General features: G+C 41.3%; 15 protein-coding genes. 4 read left to right on the top strand and 11 right to left on the bottom strand.

Features of this window, described 5'->3' with window-relative positions; all coding sequences use genetic code 11:
- Positions 1 to 2 precede the first annotated feature (2 nt).
- From BM176_RS30145 to BM176_RS30135, 3 genes are all read right to left on the bottom strand, one after another.
- Positions 3 to 3,254 (bottom strand): SusC/RagA family TonB-linked outer membrane protein, encoded by a 3,252-nt coding sequence (locus BM176_RS30145; RefSeq protein ID WP_090108130.1) that lies wholly within the window; start codon positions 3,252 to 3,254, stop codon positions 3 to 5.
- Between the two features lie 84 nt (positions 3,255 to 3,338).
- On the bottom strand, positions 3,339 to 4,250 hold the full coding sequence (locus tag BM176_RS30140) for a FecR family protein (protein ID WP_090108129.1): 912 nt from the start codon (positions 4,248 to 4,250) through the stop codon (positions 3,339 to 3,341).
- 48 nt (positions 4,251 to 4,298) lie between these two features.
- Positions 4,299 to 4,853: an RNA polymerase sigma-70 factor gene (locus BM176_RS30135; RefSeq protein WP_090108128.1), complete on the bottom strand. Its 555-nt coding sequence runs from the start codon at positions 4,851 to 4,853 to the stop codon at positions 4,299 to 4,301.
- Between the two features lie 449 nt (positions 4,854 to 5,302).
- On the opposite strand from BM176_RS30135, the gene BM176_RS30130 reads away from it, so the two are divergent.
- The gene (locus BM176_RS30130) at positions 5,303 to 6,061 is read left to right on the top strand and encodes a hypothetical protein (RefSeq protein WP_143097956.1); all 759 of its coding nucleotides are present in this window, start codon (positions 5,303 to 5,305) and stop codon (positions 6,059 to 6,061) included.
- A 227-nt stretch (positions 6,062 to 6,288) separates the two neighbouring features.
- A complete protein-coding gene (locus BM176_RS32640; protein WP_177230591.1) occupies positions 6,289 to 6,465 on the top strand; it encodes a hypothetical protein in 177 nt (58 codons plus the stop codon).
- A 128-nt stretch (positions 6,466 to 6,593) separates the two neighbouring features.
- On the opposite strand, the gene eutC is transcribed toward BM176_RS32640, so the two are convergent.
- The 4 genes from eutC to BM176_RS30110 form a co-directional block, all read right to left on the bottom strand.
- Complete coding sequence (gene eutC, locus BM176_RS30125) at positions 6,594 to 7,340, bottom strand: ethanolamine ammonia-lyase subunit EutC (protein ID WP_090108126.1); 747 nt, start codon at positions 7,338 to 7,340, stop codon at positions 6,594 to 6,596.
- A 130-nt stretch (positions 7,341 to 7,470) separates the two neighbouring features.
- A complete protein-coding gene (locus BM176_RS30120; protein ID WP_090108125.1) occupies positions 7,471 to 8,847 on the bottom strand; it encodes an ethanolamine ammonia-lyase subunit EutB in 1,377 nt (458 codons plus the stop codon).
- Positions 8,848 to 9,061: 214 nt separating this feature from the next.
- Positions 9,062 to 10,378, bottom strand: coding sequence for an ethanolamine permease (gene eat / locus BM176_RS30115; protein ID WP_090108124.1), 1,317 nt, complete (start codon positions 10,376 to 10,378; stop codon positions 9,062 to 9,064).
- Between the two features lie 91 nt (positions 10,379 to 10,469).
- Positions 10,470 to 11,471, bottom strand: coding sequence for a GlxA family transcriptional regulator (locus tag BM176_RS30110; protein WP_090108123.1), 1,002 nt, complete (start codon positions 11,469 to 11,471; stop codon positions 10,470 to 10,472).
- 129 nt (positions 11,472 to 11,600) lie between these two features.
- Here BM176_RS30110 and BM176_RS30105 point away from each other — a divergent pair, with 129 nt between their 5' ends.
- Complete coding sequence (locus BM176_RS30105) at positions 11,601 to 11,999, top strand: VOC family protein (protein WP_090108122.1); 399 nt, start codon at positions 11,601 to 11,603, stop codon at positions 11,997 to 11,999.
- A 129-nt stretch (positions 12,000 to 12,128) separates the two neighbouring features.
- On the opposite strand, the gene BM176_RS30100 is transcribed toward BM176_RS30105, so the two are convergent.
- Both BM176_RS30100 and BM176_RS30095 read right to left on the bottom strand, forming a co-directional pair.
- On the bottom strand, positions 12,129 to 13,139 hold the full coding sequence (locus BM176_RS30100) for a hypothetical protein (protein ID WP_218162311.1): 1,011 nt from the start codon (positions 13,137 to 13,139) through the stop codon (positions 12,129 to 12,131).
- Positions 13,140 to 13,211: 72 nt separating this feature from the next.
- Positions 13,212 to 14,060: an isocitrate lyase/PEP mutase family protein gene (locus BM176_RS30095; protein WP_090108121.1), complete on the bottom strand. Its 849-nt coding sequence runs from the start codon at positions 14,058 to 14,060 to the stop codon at positions 13,212 to 13,214.
- A 126-nt stretch (positions 14,061 to 14,186) separates the two neighbouring features.
- Between BM176_RS30095 and BM176_RS30090 the strand changes: the two genes are divergently transcribed.
- Positions 14,187 to 15,002, top strand: a complete 816-nt coding sequence (locus BM176_RS30090; RefSeq protein WP_090108120.1) for an acetolactate decarboxylase — start codon at positions 14,187 to 14,189, stop codon at positions 15,000 to 15,002.
- A gap of 185 nt (positions 15,003 to 15,187) precedes the next feature.
- Here BM176_RS30090 and BM176_RS30085 read toward each other — a convergent pair whose 3' ends face one another.
- Both BM176_RS30085 and BM176_RS30080 read right to left on the bottom strand, forming a co-directional pair.
- The gene (locus tag BM176_RS30085) at positions 15,188 to 15,553 is read right to left on the bottom strand and encodes a DoxX family protein (RefSeq protein ID WP_090108119.1); all 366 of its coding nucleotides are present in this window, start codon (positions 15,551 to 15,553) and stop codon (positions 15,188 to 15,190) included.
- 188 nt (positions 15,554 to 15,741) lie between these two features.
- Complete coding sequence (locus tag BM176_RS30080) at positions 15,742 to 18,075, bottom strand: T9SS type A sorting domain-containing protein (protein ID WP_090108118.1); 2,334 nt, start codon at positions 18,073 to 18,075, stop codon at positions 15,742 to 15,744.
- Positions 18,076 to 18,235: the final 160 nt, after the last annotated feature.

The following is an 18,235-nucleotide window of genomic DNA, read 5'->3' as shown; positions in this document are numbered from 1 at the left end:
CATCAGAATTTGGCATTCAGGTTAATTCCGTAAGAGCGGCGTGTAGGCAGGGCACCATATTCAAAGCCCTGTCCATTCAAATTATTATAACTCGATTCCGGATCTACATTAGGAATATGTTTACTCAGGATAAAAGGATTGCGTGCAATCAGTGAGAACGTCACGGTTTTTATCACTGTCTTTTCAAAAAGGTAATGCGGTAAACTGTAATCAATATTCAGCTGTCTTACTTTCACAAAGGAAGCATCATAAACAGATGCCTCTGGAATGTTATATGCTACCCGCTGCCAATATACCTGCGGATCTACATATACCGCTACTTCCTTGTACAGAGGTCTTCCCAAACCTCCCCCGGCGGAATTCTGCTGCACACCTTTTAAATGCAATCCACCGGTAGGTACCCAGGTGGTTTCATCTGTACCGGATGCCATCCGTTCCTGTTCTGAACGTACCCATTCCTCCCTGCCTTCAAGTGTACCTTTTTGCTGTCCCGTGGCATATGCCAACAGGTTAGTCATAGAGAAAATACTCCCTCCCTGTTTGATATCCACCAGTACACTCAATGCAAGATTTTTATAGGAGAAACGGTTGGTGATTCCTCCTATCCATTTATACTGGCTATTCCCAAGCCTCGAATCTCTTTCACTATATTGAGGCAGCATTTTAGTATCAAGGATCATCCTTCCCAGATTATCACGCAGAAATGTTCTGCCCATGATAGTGCCATACTCCTCTCCTGATTTCGCTACGATGGTAGCATTACCCCAACGGGCAGACGATAATGTATAATAATCAGATACCAGTGCATTCAGCGCCAGGATCTTATTCTTATTGCGGGCGAAGTTGATATTCACATCCCAGTTGAAATTGCGGGATACAACAGGTTTTATACCCAGTGTTACTTCCAGTCCGTGGTTCAGTACATTGCCGGAATTAATTACCGCACTCGTATATCCGCTACTGGTAGATACGGGTGCATTCAGTACCTGGTTCCTGGTATTGGAACGGTACCATGTTGCATCCAGACTGATACGGTTTTCGAAGAATACCAGGTTCATACCCACCTCATAAGATTTGCTGATACTGGGTTTCAACTTTTCAAACGGCACACTGGTAGCAGCTACACCACCAATAAGAAAACCTCCTACGGAAGGGAGCTCCGGATCTGCTCCATAAGTCAGTTTCAACTGATAAGGATCGATGGCATCACTACCCGTTTGAGCAATAGAGAAACGTATCTTACCGAAAGACAACACTTTGTTTTCTTTCATCAGTTCTGAAAATACAAAGCTGGCAGAAGCAGAAGGATAAAAGAAAGAATTTTGTCCTTTTGCCAGTGTAGACGACCAGTCATTTCTTCCTGTCAGGTCCAGGTAGAGGTAACTTTTATAGGATACATTAAAAGCCACATATACGGAGTTGATCCGCTTTCTCCGGATCTGTTCATTGCTTAGTTTCGTCTGAAAATTATTGATGCTTTGCACACCCCGGGTATTCATATTCCGGCCATTGGTATTTAACAGCGTCTCATTGTAATCCATCCTGTTGGCCCCGGCATTGACTCCTATCCGGAAATCACTGAACTGCTTCCCATAGTTGATCAGTATATCTGAATTCATTTCCCTGAAGTTGCGATCTTTCAGGAACAAAGCACCACTCTGATTAAAGGGGGTGGAGTAATTCATGAATTCCCGGAAGCTGAAGCAGGAATAATCCATGCCTGTGCGGGCCTGGAGAAAGAGTCCTGGCGCTAACTGGTATTTCAGCAGTACAAAATCCGTCAGCCGGTTCTGTACGCTTACATTCGGTTGTTCATAAATAGCCCAGTATGGATTTACCTGGTATACGTTATTATTCCAGTTCACATAATCGCCGGTAATAGGATTTTTATAATCCTTTAGCCAGTTGATATCAATGTTTGGCGCAATACCGCTGAGCACATAACCAATGTTATTAGAATTATCCGAGAGTGCCGGCCGGTTGTTCACCCGTTCGTTCATGTAGGTGATCTTTGCATCCATACTTATCCTGCGGGTTAGCTGCGAAGTGGCCCGGATAGATAAATGATGCCTGTTCAGACCACTGCCAGGGATAATATCTTTATTGCTGATATTCGTATAGGTAAAGCGCAGTCGTGTTTTCTCATTTCCTTTGGAAAAGGCCAGGGAATTAGTGAGGGTAACTCCCTCCCGGAAAAACCGGCTGACCCTGTTTTTAGCATTCACATAGGGCACACGCTTTCCGTTCCAGAGCCATACCAGGCTATCGGGATTCATTTTAGGCCCCCAGCTCAGTTGTGGAAAGTCGCGGGCCGCCGCGGCATTTGCTGGCAAAAGGCCGTCCCTGCCACTACCATATGTTTCCTGGAAATCGTAACTGTCATTAATCCGTTCTATAGTGGCATTGGAGGAGAAAGTGGCTTCAAATCCCTTGCGGATTCCTTTTTTGGTGGTGATGAGGATGACACCGTTGCCCGCACGACTGCCATACAATGCACCGGCAGCCCCACCTTTTAAAACGGAGATAGTTTCTATCTCGTCCTGGTTAATGATACCAGTACCATCTCCCAGATCATAACCACCATATTTATCTGCCTGTCCCGGAGAAGAATTGTTGATTGGGATTCCATCAATCACATACAGCGGTTGGTTATTCCCTCCAATGATCTTAACACCCCGTAAGGTGACCTTTGTAGCACCTCCCACCCCGCTATTTACCGGGTTTACATCCAGTCCGGCCACTCTTCCGCTCAATGCATTAACCGGATTTATTTCCCTGGCCATTGTTAATTCGTTGCCTTTCACATCGGTATATGCGTATCCAAGGGAACGCTGCTGCCGCCCTATTCCCAGTGCGGTTACCACTACAGTATTCATTTCCACCAGCTTATAGGGCACTAATGTATCTTTAACAGGTTCTTTTATAACTGTTTGCGGTTTGATAATGATCTGCTTACCAATGGCTTTTACCTGGTATAAAGCAGATGGGAAAAGTTTATCGAGAATACCCTTCAGGTTGGTACGATACCCGATGAAAGTAACATTGGGCCTGTCTGCAAGTATTTCATTCGCATAAGCAAAGGAAACACCGGTTTGCGTTTCAATTAACTGCAACAGTCTGCTGATGGGTTGATTGCTTACATCGATGGTGAGCGGTTTGTTCAATACAGAAGGGACCTGCGCTCTTACGGCTACAGAGATGAGGAATGTGGTTAAAAACAAATAATAGATCCTTATGACGCCATTGCGATTCATAATTGCCGGTTAATCTTTGTATGGTTATCGGCATCAAATTATGAGAAAAAAATCAGATATGGAGGATTAATTTATAGAGTTGTCCTATTTATCTAAAACTTCTGCCAATACAGCTTTAACTTCTTCAATAGATGAATTAGAGAACTTCACGGTAATTCTGCGTTTACGAAGAGAGTCATCTATTTTGATCTCTGTATGATAATATTCGGATAATACGGCTGCTACAGTAGCGGCTTCCTCATTTTTAAAGGCAAAATCCCCGTTCACCCATCCGCAGTTGTAAGAATAATTACCAGGTATTTTATTAACAGTAGCAGCAGATGCGTCCAGTCGGCCCGTTTCTCCTTTGGTTAATACCACAGGTGTTTCACTATTATCAGCATTCATACTGATCTTTCCGTCCAATACGGTTACATCTGTTACAGTTGTACCTACTTTTATATTAAAGCTGGTACCCAGCACGGTTACTTTCCCTTTTTCCAGATCTATCACAAAACGGATCTGTTCATTTTTAACCACTTCAAAGAAAGCTTCTCCCTTTTGCAATTTCACCACTCTTTCTTTGTTATAGGCCAGTGTAGTTCCCGGCTTAGCATAAATAACAGAACCATCGGGCAACAATAGACTATCTTTTTCTGATCCATGTGCTGTAAAGGAAGTCCAGTCATTATTACGATTATTCGTGTTATGCTGCCACCAGAAAGCTGTGGCAATGCATAATGGGAGCAAGACTGCCGCCACACTCCTCCAGGGGAATAATCTTTTTACTTTTACCGGAGTGGAGATTTGTTGAGACAGCGCCGCCCAGCCCTCAGCGGTGCTGAAAGGAGTAGCAGGAATTTCTTCCGCCATATCCCAGATGCGTTTTGTTTCAGCATACAGTACCTGATTTTCTTCAGATTCCTGTAGCCATTGAGCCAGCGCAGTCTGTTTGTCCCTATTGTCAGGATCTGCTAAACAATCAATAACAAATTCCTGTATATCCTCGTTACTCATGATCTATAGTATTAAGACAATACTAAATGGTTAAACTTTGATGCCGTTTCAACTTTTTTTCCCCTGCTGTAAATGTGTGCGGAGATATTTGAGTGCTACTGCCAGCTGAAAATATACAGTATTGAGAGTAATGCTCAGTTTAGCGGCTATTTCTGACGGAGTCAGGCCCTGCACACGACTCATCATAAATATTTCCCTGCATCGCGGTGCCAGCCCCTGTAAATGACTGATTAGTTCCTTTTGCAACAGAATATAGTCTGAAATCTCATTCAGTGAACTTGGATCTGCCTGCCATTGTAGTAAATCCTCACTCACAAATCTTGATCTTCTTTTTAATTCATTCAGGCATCTGTTAGTGATAGCCCTGAACAGGTAATGCCGCACATTTCCAGTAATAGTCAGCGTATCTCCTTTTTCCCAAAGGTGTACAAACAGGTTATGGACCAGGTCTTTAGCAAGATGTTCATCCTTTACCCAACGGCTGGCCAGTAAAAAAAGCTCTTCACTGTAAGCAAGATATATTTGTTGAAAGACATCCACGTTATGGTTACGGAGCCCTTCATTAGCTTGTTCTGCAGAAATATTGAATCCGTCCTCTGGCATCTTGATTAATGAAGTATGATGGGCAAAATATTATAAATCTCAAAATTAAAGAAACTTATTTGGAATAATGTACACAATAATTGCCTCCTTCTGGCTCACAGTCAGCATCAGACGTAGTTGGTAAATATTGTGACATGCATAGCTGAACGCTAAAACAGTAGCTATCTCCTAAAGCGATACCATTATATTCCGGTTAGGAATAAACAGTCCGGCGGGGAATGGACGATTACTAAATATTTTTGCAATTAGTAAAAATTTTTTATTTTGCATTGATCCACGTCATAACATGCTTTTATTTTTATTGTTTCTTTCTGGAAACAAGTGAATATTATCGAAGTGAGAACTCCCCTAAGAACAATTTAGTCTGATAAAATTTTGGAAGTAACTGTTGTTGTTAAACTCAGGCTATATAAGCATGCGCTTATCTATCCTAAAAACCTGTAAATAGTATGGGATCTTTTTATGATTTAGATTACATGATTGAAATTAACGAGAAAAGGTTAGAACAATATTCTGGTTTTTATCAAAAGAATATGGATGCGTTTACTAACATTATGATCTTGTATTCTGCATTAGCTATTTTCATAATCCCCATTATTCAATCTCTTTTCTTCGAAGCATCTGACTGTTATTGGTTAGATTATGTTTGCTTTTATGTTTTTATCATTTTGTTTATTGCATCACTTATTAATACTGCTTTGTTATTAATGCCTGTAGATATACCCTACTTAAAGGAGCCTAAAACATACTATAAAATATTCAGATCAGGCAACAGATACGAAAGCAATGAAAAAGCTACCCTTAATTTTATAATTAAGGGAGCCTATGTAGATGAACTTGAGGAGTCTGTTAATACCACCTACAATATATTTAGACGAAAGGCTTTATTTCATTACAGAGCTTTTACTTATGCGATGCTATCATGCATTCCATATTTATTTTGTGTTGGTTTTCAAATTTCCACAAAAAAAGACAATGTGCAGAAAGTAGAAATCATAAATAATTTAAGTAGTTTCAATAAAACAAAGTATATGGATAACTCTCAACGTATTTACAGCAAACGTACCAGAACATTAACGGATTTACCAGGAGTAGACAGCAGTAAGGTTATGCCTTCATCTCCAAATTACATAAGGTATTCGCTCTTTGATTTTAATTTTAATTTCAAATTCTGGAAGAGAAAGAAGAAAAATACAGAAGAAAAATAGGGTATTAAATTAGAGAATAAAGTTGCTGTTAATAGTTGCTTTATTCTCTAATTTATTATTGAAATATTATTCTGAATTTTATTGATAATAAAAGGAGATTTTTTCTTCTATTTAGTATTTTGTTACCCTTATTTATTTAGCATTTACTTTCATATTTCTACAAAAAAAGATAGCATTCAGAAAGTAGGCAACACAATAATTTAAGTAATTTTAATAAAACAAAGTATATGGAAATAAAACACGAAATTTACAGCAGCCGTACCAAACCATTAACTGAGCTGCCAGGAATAGACAGTAGCGAGGCTATACCTTCATCTCCAAATTACATAAGGTTTTCGCTCTTTGATTTTAATTTTAATTTCAAATTCTGGAAGAGAAAGAAGAAAAACACAGAAGAAAAATAGGGTGTTAAATTAGAGAATAAAGTAGCTGTTAATGGCTACTTTATTCTCTAATCTATTGTTGAAATATCATTCTGAATTTTATTGATAATAAAAGGAGGTTTTTTGTTTAGTAATTTGTTAAACACGTTCTAACTATTCAACAATCCATGATTATCTTTCAACTCCACACCTGATAATTGTAATCTCAATGCTTCCTGCAAGAGGTAAAAAATCTTTCCTGCAGCAGCAGGATATTGCAATCCTTCCTTACGAATGTTTGAAATACAATTGCGGGCTTCATCTGTAGTACCGGGTTTAGGTGCATAAGTAAGATAAGCACCCATACTATCCGCAGCACTTAATCCCGGGCGTTCACCGATCAACACTATGGTTACTTTTACCTTTAGTAAAGCACCTATTTCGTCCCCGATAGCTACCCTCCCCTGCTGTACAAGGCATATGGGCCCTACGGATATACCGGAAGCTTTTAACATCGGTAACAACTGTTGTAATAAAGGATTGGCGTGAATATTAACGGCTGTGGCAGATAAGCCATCAGCTAAAATAATAGCGACATCTGCACCATGTTCTAAAGCAGATAATGTTTCCACACTTTCGGCATTCAGCGCCCGGCCTTTATCTGGTCTTTGCAGATATTCATAGCGATCTGTGGCCCGGCTGTGCAACAATGGAACAGGCAAATGAAAAGGTTGCAACTGCTCCTGCAGTAAAGACGTTTCAAGTTGAGAATATACGGCATCACGTGCATGCGCATGAGCCATTCTGAATGCCAGAACCTCCCGTAAGGGAATCGCCGTACCTGTTCTTCCCAGGGCAATACGTGCTGTAGTAAATGCTCGTAATGACGACCACGGATCTGACTGTATTAATTCCATTTACAAGAAGTTTACTTATAAAACGATAATGTTGTGCAATAGATAATGATAAAAATATTACCCGGATTAATTAAACAAATCACTTAGATCATTTAGCGGATCCATAGATTTTTATTATGAAAATATCCGGTTACCCTCCACTATATCCAAGCAATCTATGTGTATCTCCTACAGGTAATAATTGTCCCGCGGGATTCATTATACCCTGTTTTTGCAGCCATTGTTCAAACTCCGGAGCAGGACGCAATCCAAGTACTTTGCGGGCGTATAATGCGTCATGAAAAGATGTGGACTGATAGTTCAGCATAATATCATCCGCACCAGGTACTCCCATAATAAAATTACAGCCTGCTACACCTAAGAGAGTGAGTAATGTATCCATATCGTCCTGATCAGCTTCTGCATGATTTGTATAACAGATATCCACTCCCATTGGTAAACCCATCAGCTTCCCGCAGAAATGATCTTCCAGTGCTGCACGGATAATCTGTTTTCCGTCAAATAAATATTCCGGTCCTATGAAACCAACAACGGTATTCACCAGCAGCGGTGCAAAGCGGCGGGCAATTGCATATCCTCTTACTTCGCAGGTTTGCTGATCTATACCGGCATGTGCATTGGCAGATAAAGCGCTCCCCTGTCCTGTTTCAAAATACATCACGTTATTGCCAATAGTACCACGTTTTAAAGATAACGCCGCTTCATGTGCTTCCTGCAATAATGCAAGATTGATCCCAAAGCTGCTGTTCGCTTTTTCTGTACCGGCTATTGATTGAAATACCAGATCTACCGGAGCCTGTTGCATTATTTGCAAGGCTGTGGTAACATGACATAATACACAGGATTGCGTAGGGATATCAAATTGCTGCCGCAGATTGTCCAGCATCTGTAAGAGAGTGATCACCGCCTGCGGACTGTCTGTCGCGGGATTGATCCCTATAACAGCATCTCCACTACCGTATAATAAACCGTCAACAATACTGGCGGCTATTCCTTTGGGATCATCTGTGTTATGATTTGGCTGCAATCGCACTGAGAGATGACCTTTTAAACCTATCGTATTGCGGAATCGGGTCACAACTTCACATTTGTGTGCCACGCTGATCAGGTCCTGGTTCCGCATCAGCTTTGATACTGCTGCTACCATTTCAGGTGTGAGACCAGGTGATAATTGTTGCAATGTGGCTGTATCAGCAGTATCGCCTAAGAGCCAGTCACGGAATTCACCTACCGTAAAATGACTTACTGGTGCAAAGGCAATAGCATCATGAGTATCTATAATAAGGCGAGTCACTTCATCCTTTTCATATGGAATGATCACTTCATTCAGAAATGCTTTAAGCGGCACATCAGCCAGAGCCATCTGTGCTGCTACCCTTTCTTCATAACTGTCTGCCGCCAATCCGGCGAGGGCATCTCCTGAACGGAAAGGCGTTGCTTTCGCCAGCAGTGTACGCAGGTCGTTAAAATGATATGTTTTATGATGTATGGTACTCTTATAAGCCATGTTATATTATATATCCTGATACACTTTTGTCCGGTAAAAATGTAAGCTCAATAAACAATTGATTAAAGGCAATACTAACAATCGCTCTGCGCATAAGAAGAGAGACAGGAATATCGGAGGATAATCTTTTCCCCGGAAATGCCTAGCTATAAATACAAAGTAAAATGCTTCACTTTTAAAACCATTTATATTGTAAATTAAGATGTAGTATTTGTTAAGTTGTATAAACTACTGCTCCAACTTTATGCCTTCCCATAGCGACAAAAATAACCAGGGCAATTGCCATGCCGGCAAAGAATAAGATACTCAGCCAGACATTGTAATAGATGATGGCGATAAGGGATACTACCGATAATATTAAAGCGATAGCCGGGAACCAGGGATATAAGGGTGCTTTAAACGGACGTTCCAGCTCTGGTTCTTTCTTCCGTAAAATAAACAGGCTGATCATGCTCAGGATATACATCACCACTGCCCCCAATACAGAAAGGATTACCAACTGATCGGTTTTACCCAAATACAATGCAATAATCCCTAACAATCCTCCCACGATCAACGACCAGTGAGGTGCCTGCCGTTTAGGACTCAGCGCGGCCAGGAATGAAGGCAGATAACCACTCCTTGCCAATGCAAACAATTGGCGGGAGTAACTGAGGATAATACCGTTGAAAGAGGCTATCAGGCCAAAAAGGCCAATACCGGCGAAAATCTTGGCAACCCCGCTCTGCTTACCCAATACAATACCGATAGCTTCCGGTAAAGGATAATCAATTGCTGACAACTGCTGCCAGTCGGTAATCCCACCGGTAAATACCATTACCCCAATTGCCAGGATCATCAATGTGAGAATACCGGAGATATATCCTTTAGGAATGTTTTTGGAAGGGTCTTTCACTTCTTCTGCCACCATCGCAATGCCCTCTATACATACGTATAACCAGATGGCAAAGGGCAATGCGGCAAATACACCAAACCAGCCGGCGGGCATTGGGTTATGCATAAAATTCGACACTTTGAAAGACGGAGCCACAATCCCCATGTAGATAAGCAGTTCAAAAACTGCCAGCAGGGTAATAACCAGCGAAAAAAGCGCTGATTCCTTAATGCCCAGCAGGTTCACACCAGTCAATAGTACATAAAAGCCAATACCGCAGCCCAATACCGGCAATGCAGGATGCAGAAAGTGCAGGTAATTGCCCAGCGCGAATGCTATAGCGGGAGTAGCCAGCAGGAACTCCACAGCGGTGGCATATCCGGCAATCAACCCTCCCAAAGGACCGAGTGCACGATGTGAATAAGTGAATGGTCCTCCTGCCTGCGGGATAGAAGTGGTAAGTTCTGTGAAGCTGAAGATAAAAGTGATGTACAATAATGTAATAATCAGTGTGGCAATCAGGAAGCCGACGGTACCGGCCACTCCCCAGCCATAATTCCATCCGAAGTATTCACCGGAAATAACTAATCCTACACCAATAGCCCAAAGATGAACAGGCTTGATTACTTTCTTTAAAACTGTGTGTTGCTCTGACATAATGTAACGGGATTACCGGTAATGCGATTACCGTATATTATCAATTATTCCCGTTTCCCTCGTGAAGTGCGATCAAGATACGGTATTATTTTTAAACCTCCTCTTCCCTTAATATCTTCCGGCTTCCCCCTGAAAACTTAACCCGGTATTCTGTAGGTGTTAATCCTACTTCCTTCCTGAACACCTTGCGAAACGCTTTAATATCGTTATAGCCACAATCCAGCATCACTGCCAGAATACTATTGCCGGTTTGTTCCAGTAATCGCTTGGCAGCCTCTACGCGCGTTTTTTGCAGATATTCTATGGGCGTGATACCGGTAGCATGTTTAAAACGTCGTACAAAGTTCCGGCGACTGGCAGGGATATCTTCCATAAATGCTTCTACCGTATTCGCATCCTTATATCCCTTTTCCATTCGTTGCTGTACTTCCGTAATAAGGTCATCGGTATGATGTTTTTCTGGAACGAACACACTGAAATACGCCTGTGTATACCGGTCCATATCAATGGCAAACACTTTGGCAGTGCGTATAGCTACCGGTCTTCCACAATATTTTTCTACCAGGTACAACAGCAGATGAAAGGTGCTGGTTGCTCCCCCACTGGTGTAAATACCTTCTGCGGCAGTTAATACCTTATCTGATTGTAAGTTCACTTCAGGGAAAACTCCTGCAAAAGCGGACCTGGCCATGACATGTGTAGTGGCAGGTTTACCATTTAATAAACCGGTAGCCCCCAGCAGAAATGCCCCTGTACAGAAACTCGCGATCTCTGCCTTATTCCGGTATTGTTCCCGAATCCAGGGCACGAATCCACAGTTGGCGGCTAATGCCTGCTCAAGATCTTCGGCTACAAATGCAGGGATTAATACCAGATCTGCCGCATCTGCATCAGACAGGTTCACAGAAGTATAATGTTCGTAACTGGGCAACAATGCCCGTTCGTCATTATCCGGTACTACCAGTTGAATGTTAAAAAATGGTGGCTGTTGAATAGCAGCATAGTAACTGTTGACAGTGTCAAAGACATCCAGAATCGCAGCGATACTGATCAGTCTGTGTTTATGAGTAACAAGTAATGCCAGCTTTATCATCACGATAGGTTTATTACAACTGGGTTAATTTACAAAATTTTGTCTCAAATTCCCCCTTTAGTTGACTTTTTTAACCCTCTTCCTTAAACATATTCATATCTACTTTTGTTTCTCAGAATAAACTGCCGTATGAAACTGATTCCTTATCTGCACTTTCAGGGTAATTGTGAAGAAGCACTTAATCACTATAAAAAGGTATTAAACGGTACAGCCGAAATTGTGAGTCGCTATGACGATCCCAATATGAAGGCACCGGAAGGCTATAAGAACAAAGTGTTACATGCTCTTTTCACATTTGAAGATAACAGTATTATGGCATCTGATAGTTATCCGGATCAGGAGTTAAAGGCCGGAGAAAATGTGGCATTATCACTTTCACTTAAAGGAGATGTGGAAGCCACACGGATCTTTAATGAACTTTCGGAAGGAGGTCAGATCCTCATGCCACTGGAAAAACAATTCTGGGGAGATCTGTTCGGATATTTCGTTGACCGCTATGGTATAAGATGGATGGTGAATGCCAGCTAAATATATGTAAACAATCCGCTATTCTAATCTGTTTGCATACTGAAAATACAAAAAGGGCCCGTGAGAATGGGCCCTTTAGTATTTTCAAGACAAAGTAATAATTCTATAATCGTAGGCAGATGTTCGTTATTAATACGTCTTATAATAAATCAACTCCCCCGCCTCTCCTGATGCAGAATTCTCGCTGGGTACGAACAACGTAACCAGAATAGCATTCTGACCATTGATGGTTATTTTCGTAAAAGTAGGGTTAGCAAAAGCAGCACTACCACCATCCGTCTGGATATTTAACTGTTCTGCATTGCCCGTCGAATAATCATAAATGAAAGTTCTCCAGGTGCCAAAATCTCCTTTAGTGAATTGCCCTTCTATCAATCCGAAATTATAACCCTGATAATTCAGATACCCATCGCGATCGCCGATATTACCTGCTACACCCCAATATAAAAGAGCATTGTCAAAATTTGACTGCGTGGCTGCACTCCAGCTGTTAAAGTTCGTCAGTTTTCCTCTTGCCTGCCTGTCTACATCACAATTTGCGTAGTAATGGAATCCTACATCCAGAGTAGTACTGCTGGCGGCATATAGATTAGGAGTTCCTTCTGCACAGGAAGAAAGCGTGCGGGATGCTTCATAACTTTTGTTGACAACGCCGTTTTGCAGATCCGTCCAGTTTCTGAAGTATACAAATTTCAGGTGATTGCTGGGCTCCTGCTCCCATGCCATAACAAAGCCGCCATCGGAAGCTACTTTTATAGTGGGCTGAGAGGCAGATCCGGTGTTACTTCCTGCCAGTTCACGGATCCAGGTCCAGGTGAGCAGATTGGAGGAAGTAGCCAGGTTTACTTTTGCCTGCCCGTTCACATAGGTATGATATACGGCAATAAAACCACCACTGGGATTCGCAATGATCTTTGCGCAATCCATTGTATGCCCTACATTATCTTTTGCATTGTAAACCTTTGCAGTAGCTGTTTTCACATTAGAGATCAGGCTTTTTAAAGCAGCTCTGGCAGGATCTGAAGGAGCTCCTGCTGAGGCAGCGGCTACAGTGGATAATTTCAGCGATTCTGTGCTTTTGGCACAACTGGTAAATAATAGGCTAACCGCTGCTAATACAGCGCTTGAAAGGATTTTCATACGGGATTTTGTTAGTTGGGTTAAAGAGTATTCTATCAGGATAAAGTTAACATTCTTTTCATTGTCTTATTTTTAAACTGATTTCATTATTTCGTTGACACTTGCATATGAAATATTAGTTTCTGCAAAAGTGAATGTACCTTTTTGCCGGATCTCTTCCGCCGCATTAAAGAAACCACTATAGGCAGCACGTGCAAGTGATGAGCCCAGGCTTACACGTTTTACACCGAGATGAGCCAGGTCATCCAGTGAAAAAGTTACATTTCCCAGCCCCATTACCACACTCACAGGTGTTGGAGCTACAGCCTTTACCACGCGTTCAATTTCTTCACGTGTTTTTAGTCCCGGAGCAAAGAGCACATTTGCACCAGCAGCTGCATAGGCTTCCAAACGACGTATAGTATCTTTAAGATCCGGGCGACCATGTATGAGGTTTTCTGCACGTGCAGTTAATGTAAAAGGAAATGGTAAACTCCGGGCTGCTGATACAGCTGCTCGTATACGCTCTACAGACAATTCAAACGGATAGATAGGATCGCTGGGCCTCCCGGTAGCATCTTCTATTGAACCTCCTACAAGACCTATCCTGGCTGCCTGTAAAATTGTTGCCGCGCAAGCTTCGGGCTCGTCGCCAAAACCATTTTCCAGATCGGCTGAAACCGGAAGATGGGTGGCCATGATAATATCCTGTACATTTTTTAATGTTTCTTCACGGGTAACCGCACCATAACCATCAGGTTTTCCCAGCGCATAAGCCAGTCCCGCACTCGTAGTAGCCAGTGCTTCAAACCCAAGTCTGGTAAGTAATTTTGCAGAACCTGCATCCCATGGATTGGGGATAACGAATATTCCTGCACGCTCATGCAATGCTTTGAGGGTTTCTGCTTTGCTATGCTGTGTATTATTAGCTATTGATGGCATTATTTTATGGGATTTCGAAAGATATTAAAAAGGAAGTTACGGCCAATGCTAAGGTACAATCTATCCCGAGCAAAAAAAAGTACTCTTTAAAATGCTATCTTTATTCCCTTGAAAAAATCACAATCTATGCGTCTTGTCAATAAGTTATCTATCATCATCCTGGCTATATGTATATCTGCATTATCTGCCAGCTCTTATCCAGGTGTTAAAAAAGACGTTCCTCCGGATAGTTCCCTCTTCACTGTAGGCATCGGCGCTGGTCTTATCGGTGGTCTTTACGATGGGTTTTATCCGTTTAAATCTCTCAAAAAACATGGGGATTTTGGTCTTGGTGCACCCGATAAACTGGATGGAGAAATCATGATATTCCAGGGAAAGATCTACCAAACACAACACACGGGTAAAACCTTTATTGTTGATGATAAGCAGCTAACTCCTTTTGCGATGATCAACTTCTTTCATCCCGATATTAAGATAACTCCCAATATGCCAATGAACAAGGCGACCCTTTTCCACTACCTGGATAGTATCTTAACCAATATAAACGGGATGTACGCTATTCATATCAGTGGAAAATTCAGTTATGTTAAAACAAGGGCTTTCCCACCAGTTAAAGAACACGAACATACGCCCTTGGCTGATATGCTGAACCTGCAACACTTCTTTGAATTTGCAGACTCTCAGGGCGATATGATAGGATACCGTTTGCCCTCATTCATGGACAACACCAATATTGCAGGTTATCATTTTCATTACCTGTCTCAGCAAAAGGATGCTGGTGGGCATATCATAGATTTAAAAACAGATAATATAGTTATTGAAATAGATATCCTTGATAATTATACTATACAAGTGCCCGCAACAAAGGACTTCGAACATTTTGATTTTAAAAAGAACAGAGAGCAGGATATAAAAAATGTTGAGCGGGGAGGTAAAAATTAGAGTTTAAATTCTTATTGCAAGTCCTATTCTTCAGGGATTAACAAACAATGCTCCAATTCATTTTCAATAATATAAAAAGGGCGTATCAAAAAATATGATACGCCCTTTTTATATTTGGGTCCTCTTGTGAAAAGAGCACAGCATCAGATACAATGTTGACAACATGTATCTAATCCAAACTCATCTTAACTGTGGATCTTATCCTTATTGATATAAGAAGCTGCCAGAATCCCTAAAAATATTACCGGCATAATGGCGTGCTGGATACCATCTCCAGCTGATAAATGGGCCACAAATGCTGATATAAAAACGAATGTAAAACCTGCATAGGCCCATTCTTTAATTTTTGCTGGTATTCCCGGAATTAATAAAACCAAAACACCTATAACTTTTGCAATCGCTAATTCAATCCTAAAATGAAAAGGATATCCAAGATGCTGCTCCAATGCGGCTTTCATTTCATTATTCGTCAGGTAACTATATGCACTAAATAACATCATAAATGCAATAATGCCTGTACTTATCCAATAGATAATTTTGTTCTTCTTCATTTTTTCTGGTTTACTTTATTTAGTAATGCAAACTTACAGACATATTACTATACTTTATATAGTACTATCCCGCATGATAGTAACCTCTGTATACGATGAAAACTGACATAAAAAGAAAATCCCGGTTACATAGTGTAACCAGGATTATTCTTAACCGTCAACTCTTTCAGGAGCGGTTCAATACAAAATTACATAACAACAAGCTTCTGCGTGGTGTTCGTCTTAGAGTTCTTAATTCTCACTAAGTAGAAACCGCTCTTAAGATTCTTCGTATTAATGATATAGTTTTTACCTACTGTCACAGTCTCAAAAACTCTCTCACCAGTCATCTTAATAATGGTGATAACAGTCTTTTCCATTTCCGCATTAGTAAATTCAAGCTTTAAATTAGTGCTCTCTACAACTGGATTTGGATACATCAGAAACTCAGCAGGATTAACTATCTTTTTCACTTCTGCAACCTCACGGGTATTCTCAAATGAATGATTGCAATACTTAGACCAGTCAATACCTATTTCATCAGCGGTATCATCACCAGCTGTCCTGGCACTTGCTAATGTGGCTGAATTATACCATTTGGTGTTAACACTTGCAGTACCTGTAACTCCGGTAACCAATCTTAAACGGTAATCATAATGAGCCTTACGGGTAGTTTCTCCATTATAGATGTAATCAGTATTTGTAATAACTGCAATGACTACTCCACTTGCAGGAGGAACATCCAGCTTTAAACTACAAGTACCGCTTGAAACGAACTGGCTATATACAGGTACGCCTGTTGTGGAACGATAAACCAGCTGACATGTCATATTCGCACCAATCGGTTCAAAGTTAACAGTAACCATATTTCCTGTTACCTGTAAAGGGATCTGATTTGCTCCGGACCATCCTGGTAATGTGGTGGTATCGGGGGTAAGCAATCCTGCATTGTTTGTAGTTTTAACATATGGTGTAGCAATCCATGCTGCAGGTTTTAACCAGGAAGGTTGCCACTCTGCACCAATTGATTGTCCGAAGTGTCCATTCAATAATCCCAGTATAGCTTTATTCCATGGGCCGAAATCTACGAGTGCCTGTTTTGCACGGTATTCTGTAATTAACCTGCGCATTTGTGTTGCACCAACTCCGGAAGCAATACCTTCAAGTACGCGACCTGGTGCATTTCTCCATATCCAGGGCACTGCTCCATCACCAAGTGTATTTCCTAAAAAAGTGGGGAACGAACTGCTGTATTGGTGTCCTCCTAAAAATGTACGCCATGTACAAATCTGCTGATTACCGTTAAACATGTTAACACCTTCTGCTGATGGTCCACCAAAACTACCATCCTGTAACCAACCTGAGTAACACTCAATTGGCATAAAAGGAGCGATGAAATCTGTACCATTCAGATCGCCCATTGTATTAAAGTTATTGGATCTCCTTGCATCGGCAGTTTGCTGTAACCAAACGTTACCACCTTCCTGGAACCATGCAGACTTTTTTACACCTGGTAAGTCGGCCAATAAAGCATGAATACCTTCATGCACCATTGCACCTTTCTGGAATTCGCGGTCACTATATGTACAGGCAGGATCATAACTGTAGATAGGATAATAGGATGCAAGTACCATTGGCCAGCTAACTCCGTTATAGTATATAGTACTCTGCCAGCCACCCAATTCTGTATTAGGCGCATTATCAGTACAAAGTCCTGAACCATACAGATATACTGAACTGAAATAACCTTTCTTCGCACGTAAATCCGGAGGCCAGCCCATCTGATCGCGGAAGTAGGCAAAATCTGTGTTCATTCTTGCAAGCAGCGGTGTAATGGCAGCTGTTGTAACCAGTGAATTTTTATTTGGTCCCCAACGGAAAGCCCACCATTGTGAAGATTGAGTTCCTGCAACCTGAGGACAATCATTTAACGCACTGGAAGGAGCTGGTAAACTAGGAAATTCATCTCTGAAATTATACTTGATGGTAGGAGAATACGCGGGCCATACATAAGCTTTTCCTCCGGTAGTAGTAGTATCTACTGGTCCTCCTACGGTAGTGCCAATTACGCGCCACTCAAGTAATCCGGTGGATTGGCTCTTGTTAAGCATCGATACCCGTATCCTGTTTGTACTAACCGACGCTACAGACAATACGTTAAATGCATTGGTCTGCAGAGGTATGTTACCCAGGCGAATCCAGGAGGAGCCATTCCAATAATCTGCATACGCTGTAGTAGGAGTCAGCACCCCTCCTGCATCATTGAACCAATACACTTCAATGGAAGTCACTGTATAATTCTGTGACCAGTCGTACTGCACCCATTCGGTTGTGTTAGGATTGTTCCAGTTGCCATAAGCACCATGGGATTTATCATTAGAATTCGCCGGGGTAAAATTGTCATTTAAAGCAGCAATAGTTTCCCAGGATGATACGTACGAAGTGCTCGATGTTGCCTGTGGGGCAATGTTTGTCTGAGCTCCCGCTAAGGAATAATAAAAAAGTAAGCACAAAATTAGGATAGTAGATTTTACTCTTCTCATAAAATAGGTTTTCTTAGGTTTTCTAATTGGTAAATGGGTTTCTTGTTTGTAAATGGGTTTCCTTGTTAGAAAATAGTTTTCTTGTCAGTTAATGGTTTTTTTGTTCGTAAATGGTTTTTGTTTGTAAATGGTTTTTCTTGTCAGCAAATAGTTTTTTGAT

Source organism: Chitinophaga sp. CF118, from assembly GCF_900112615.1.
Taxonomy (GTDB): Bacteria; Bacteroidota; Bacteroidia; order Chitinophagales; family Chitinophagaceae; genus Chitinophaga.
This window is presented reverse-complemented; position numbering and strand designations above follow the sequence as displayed.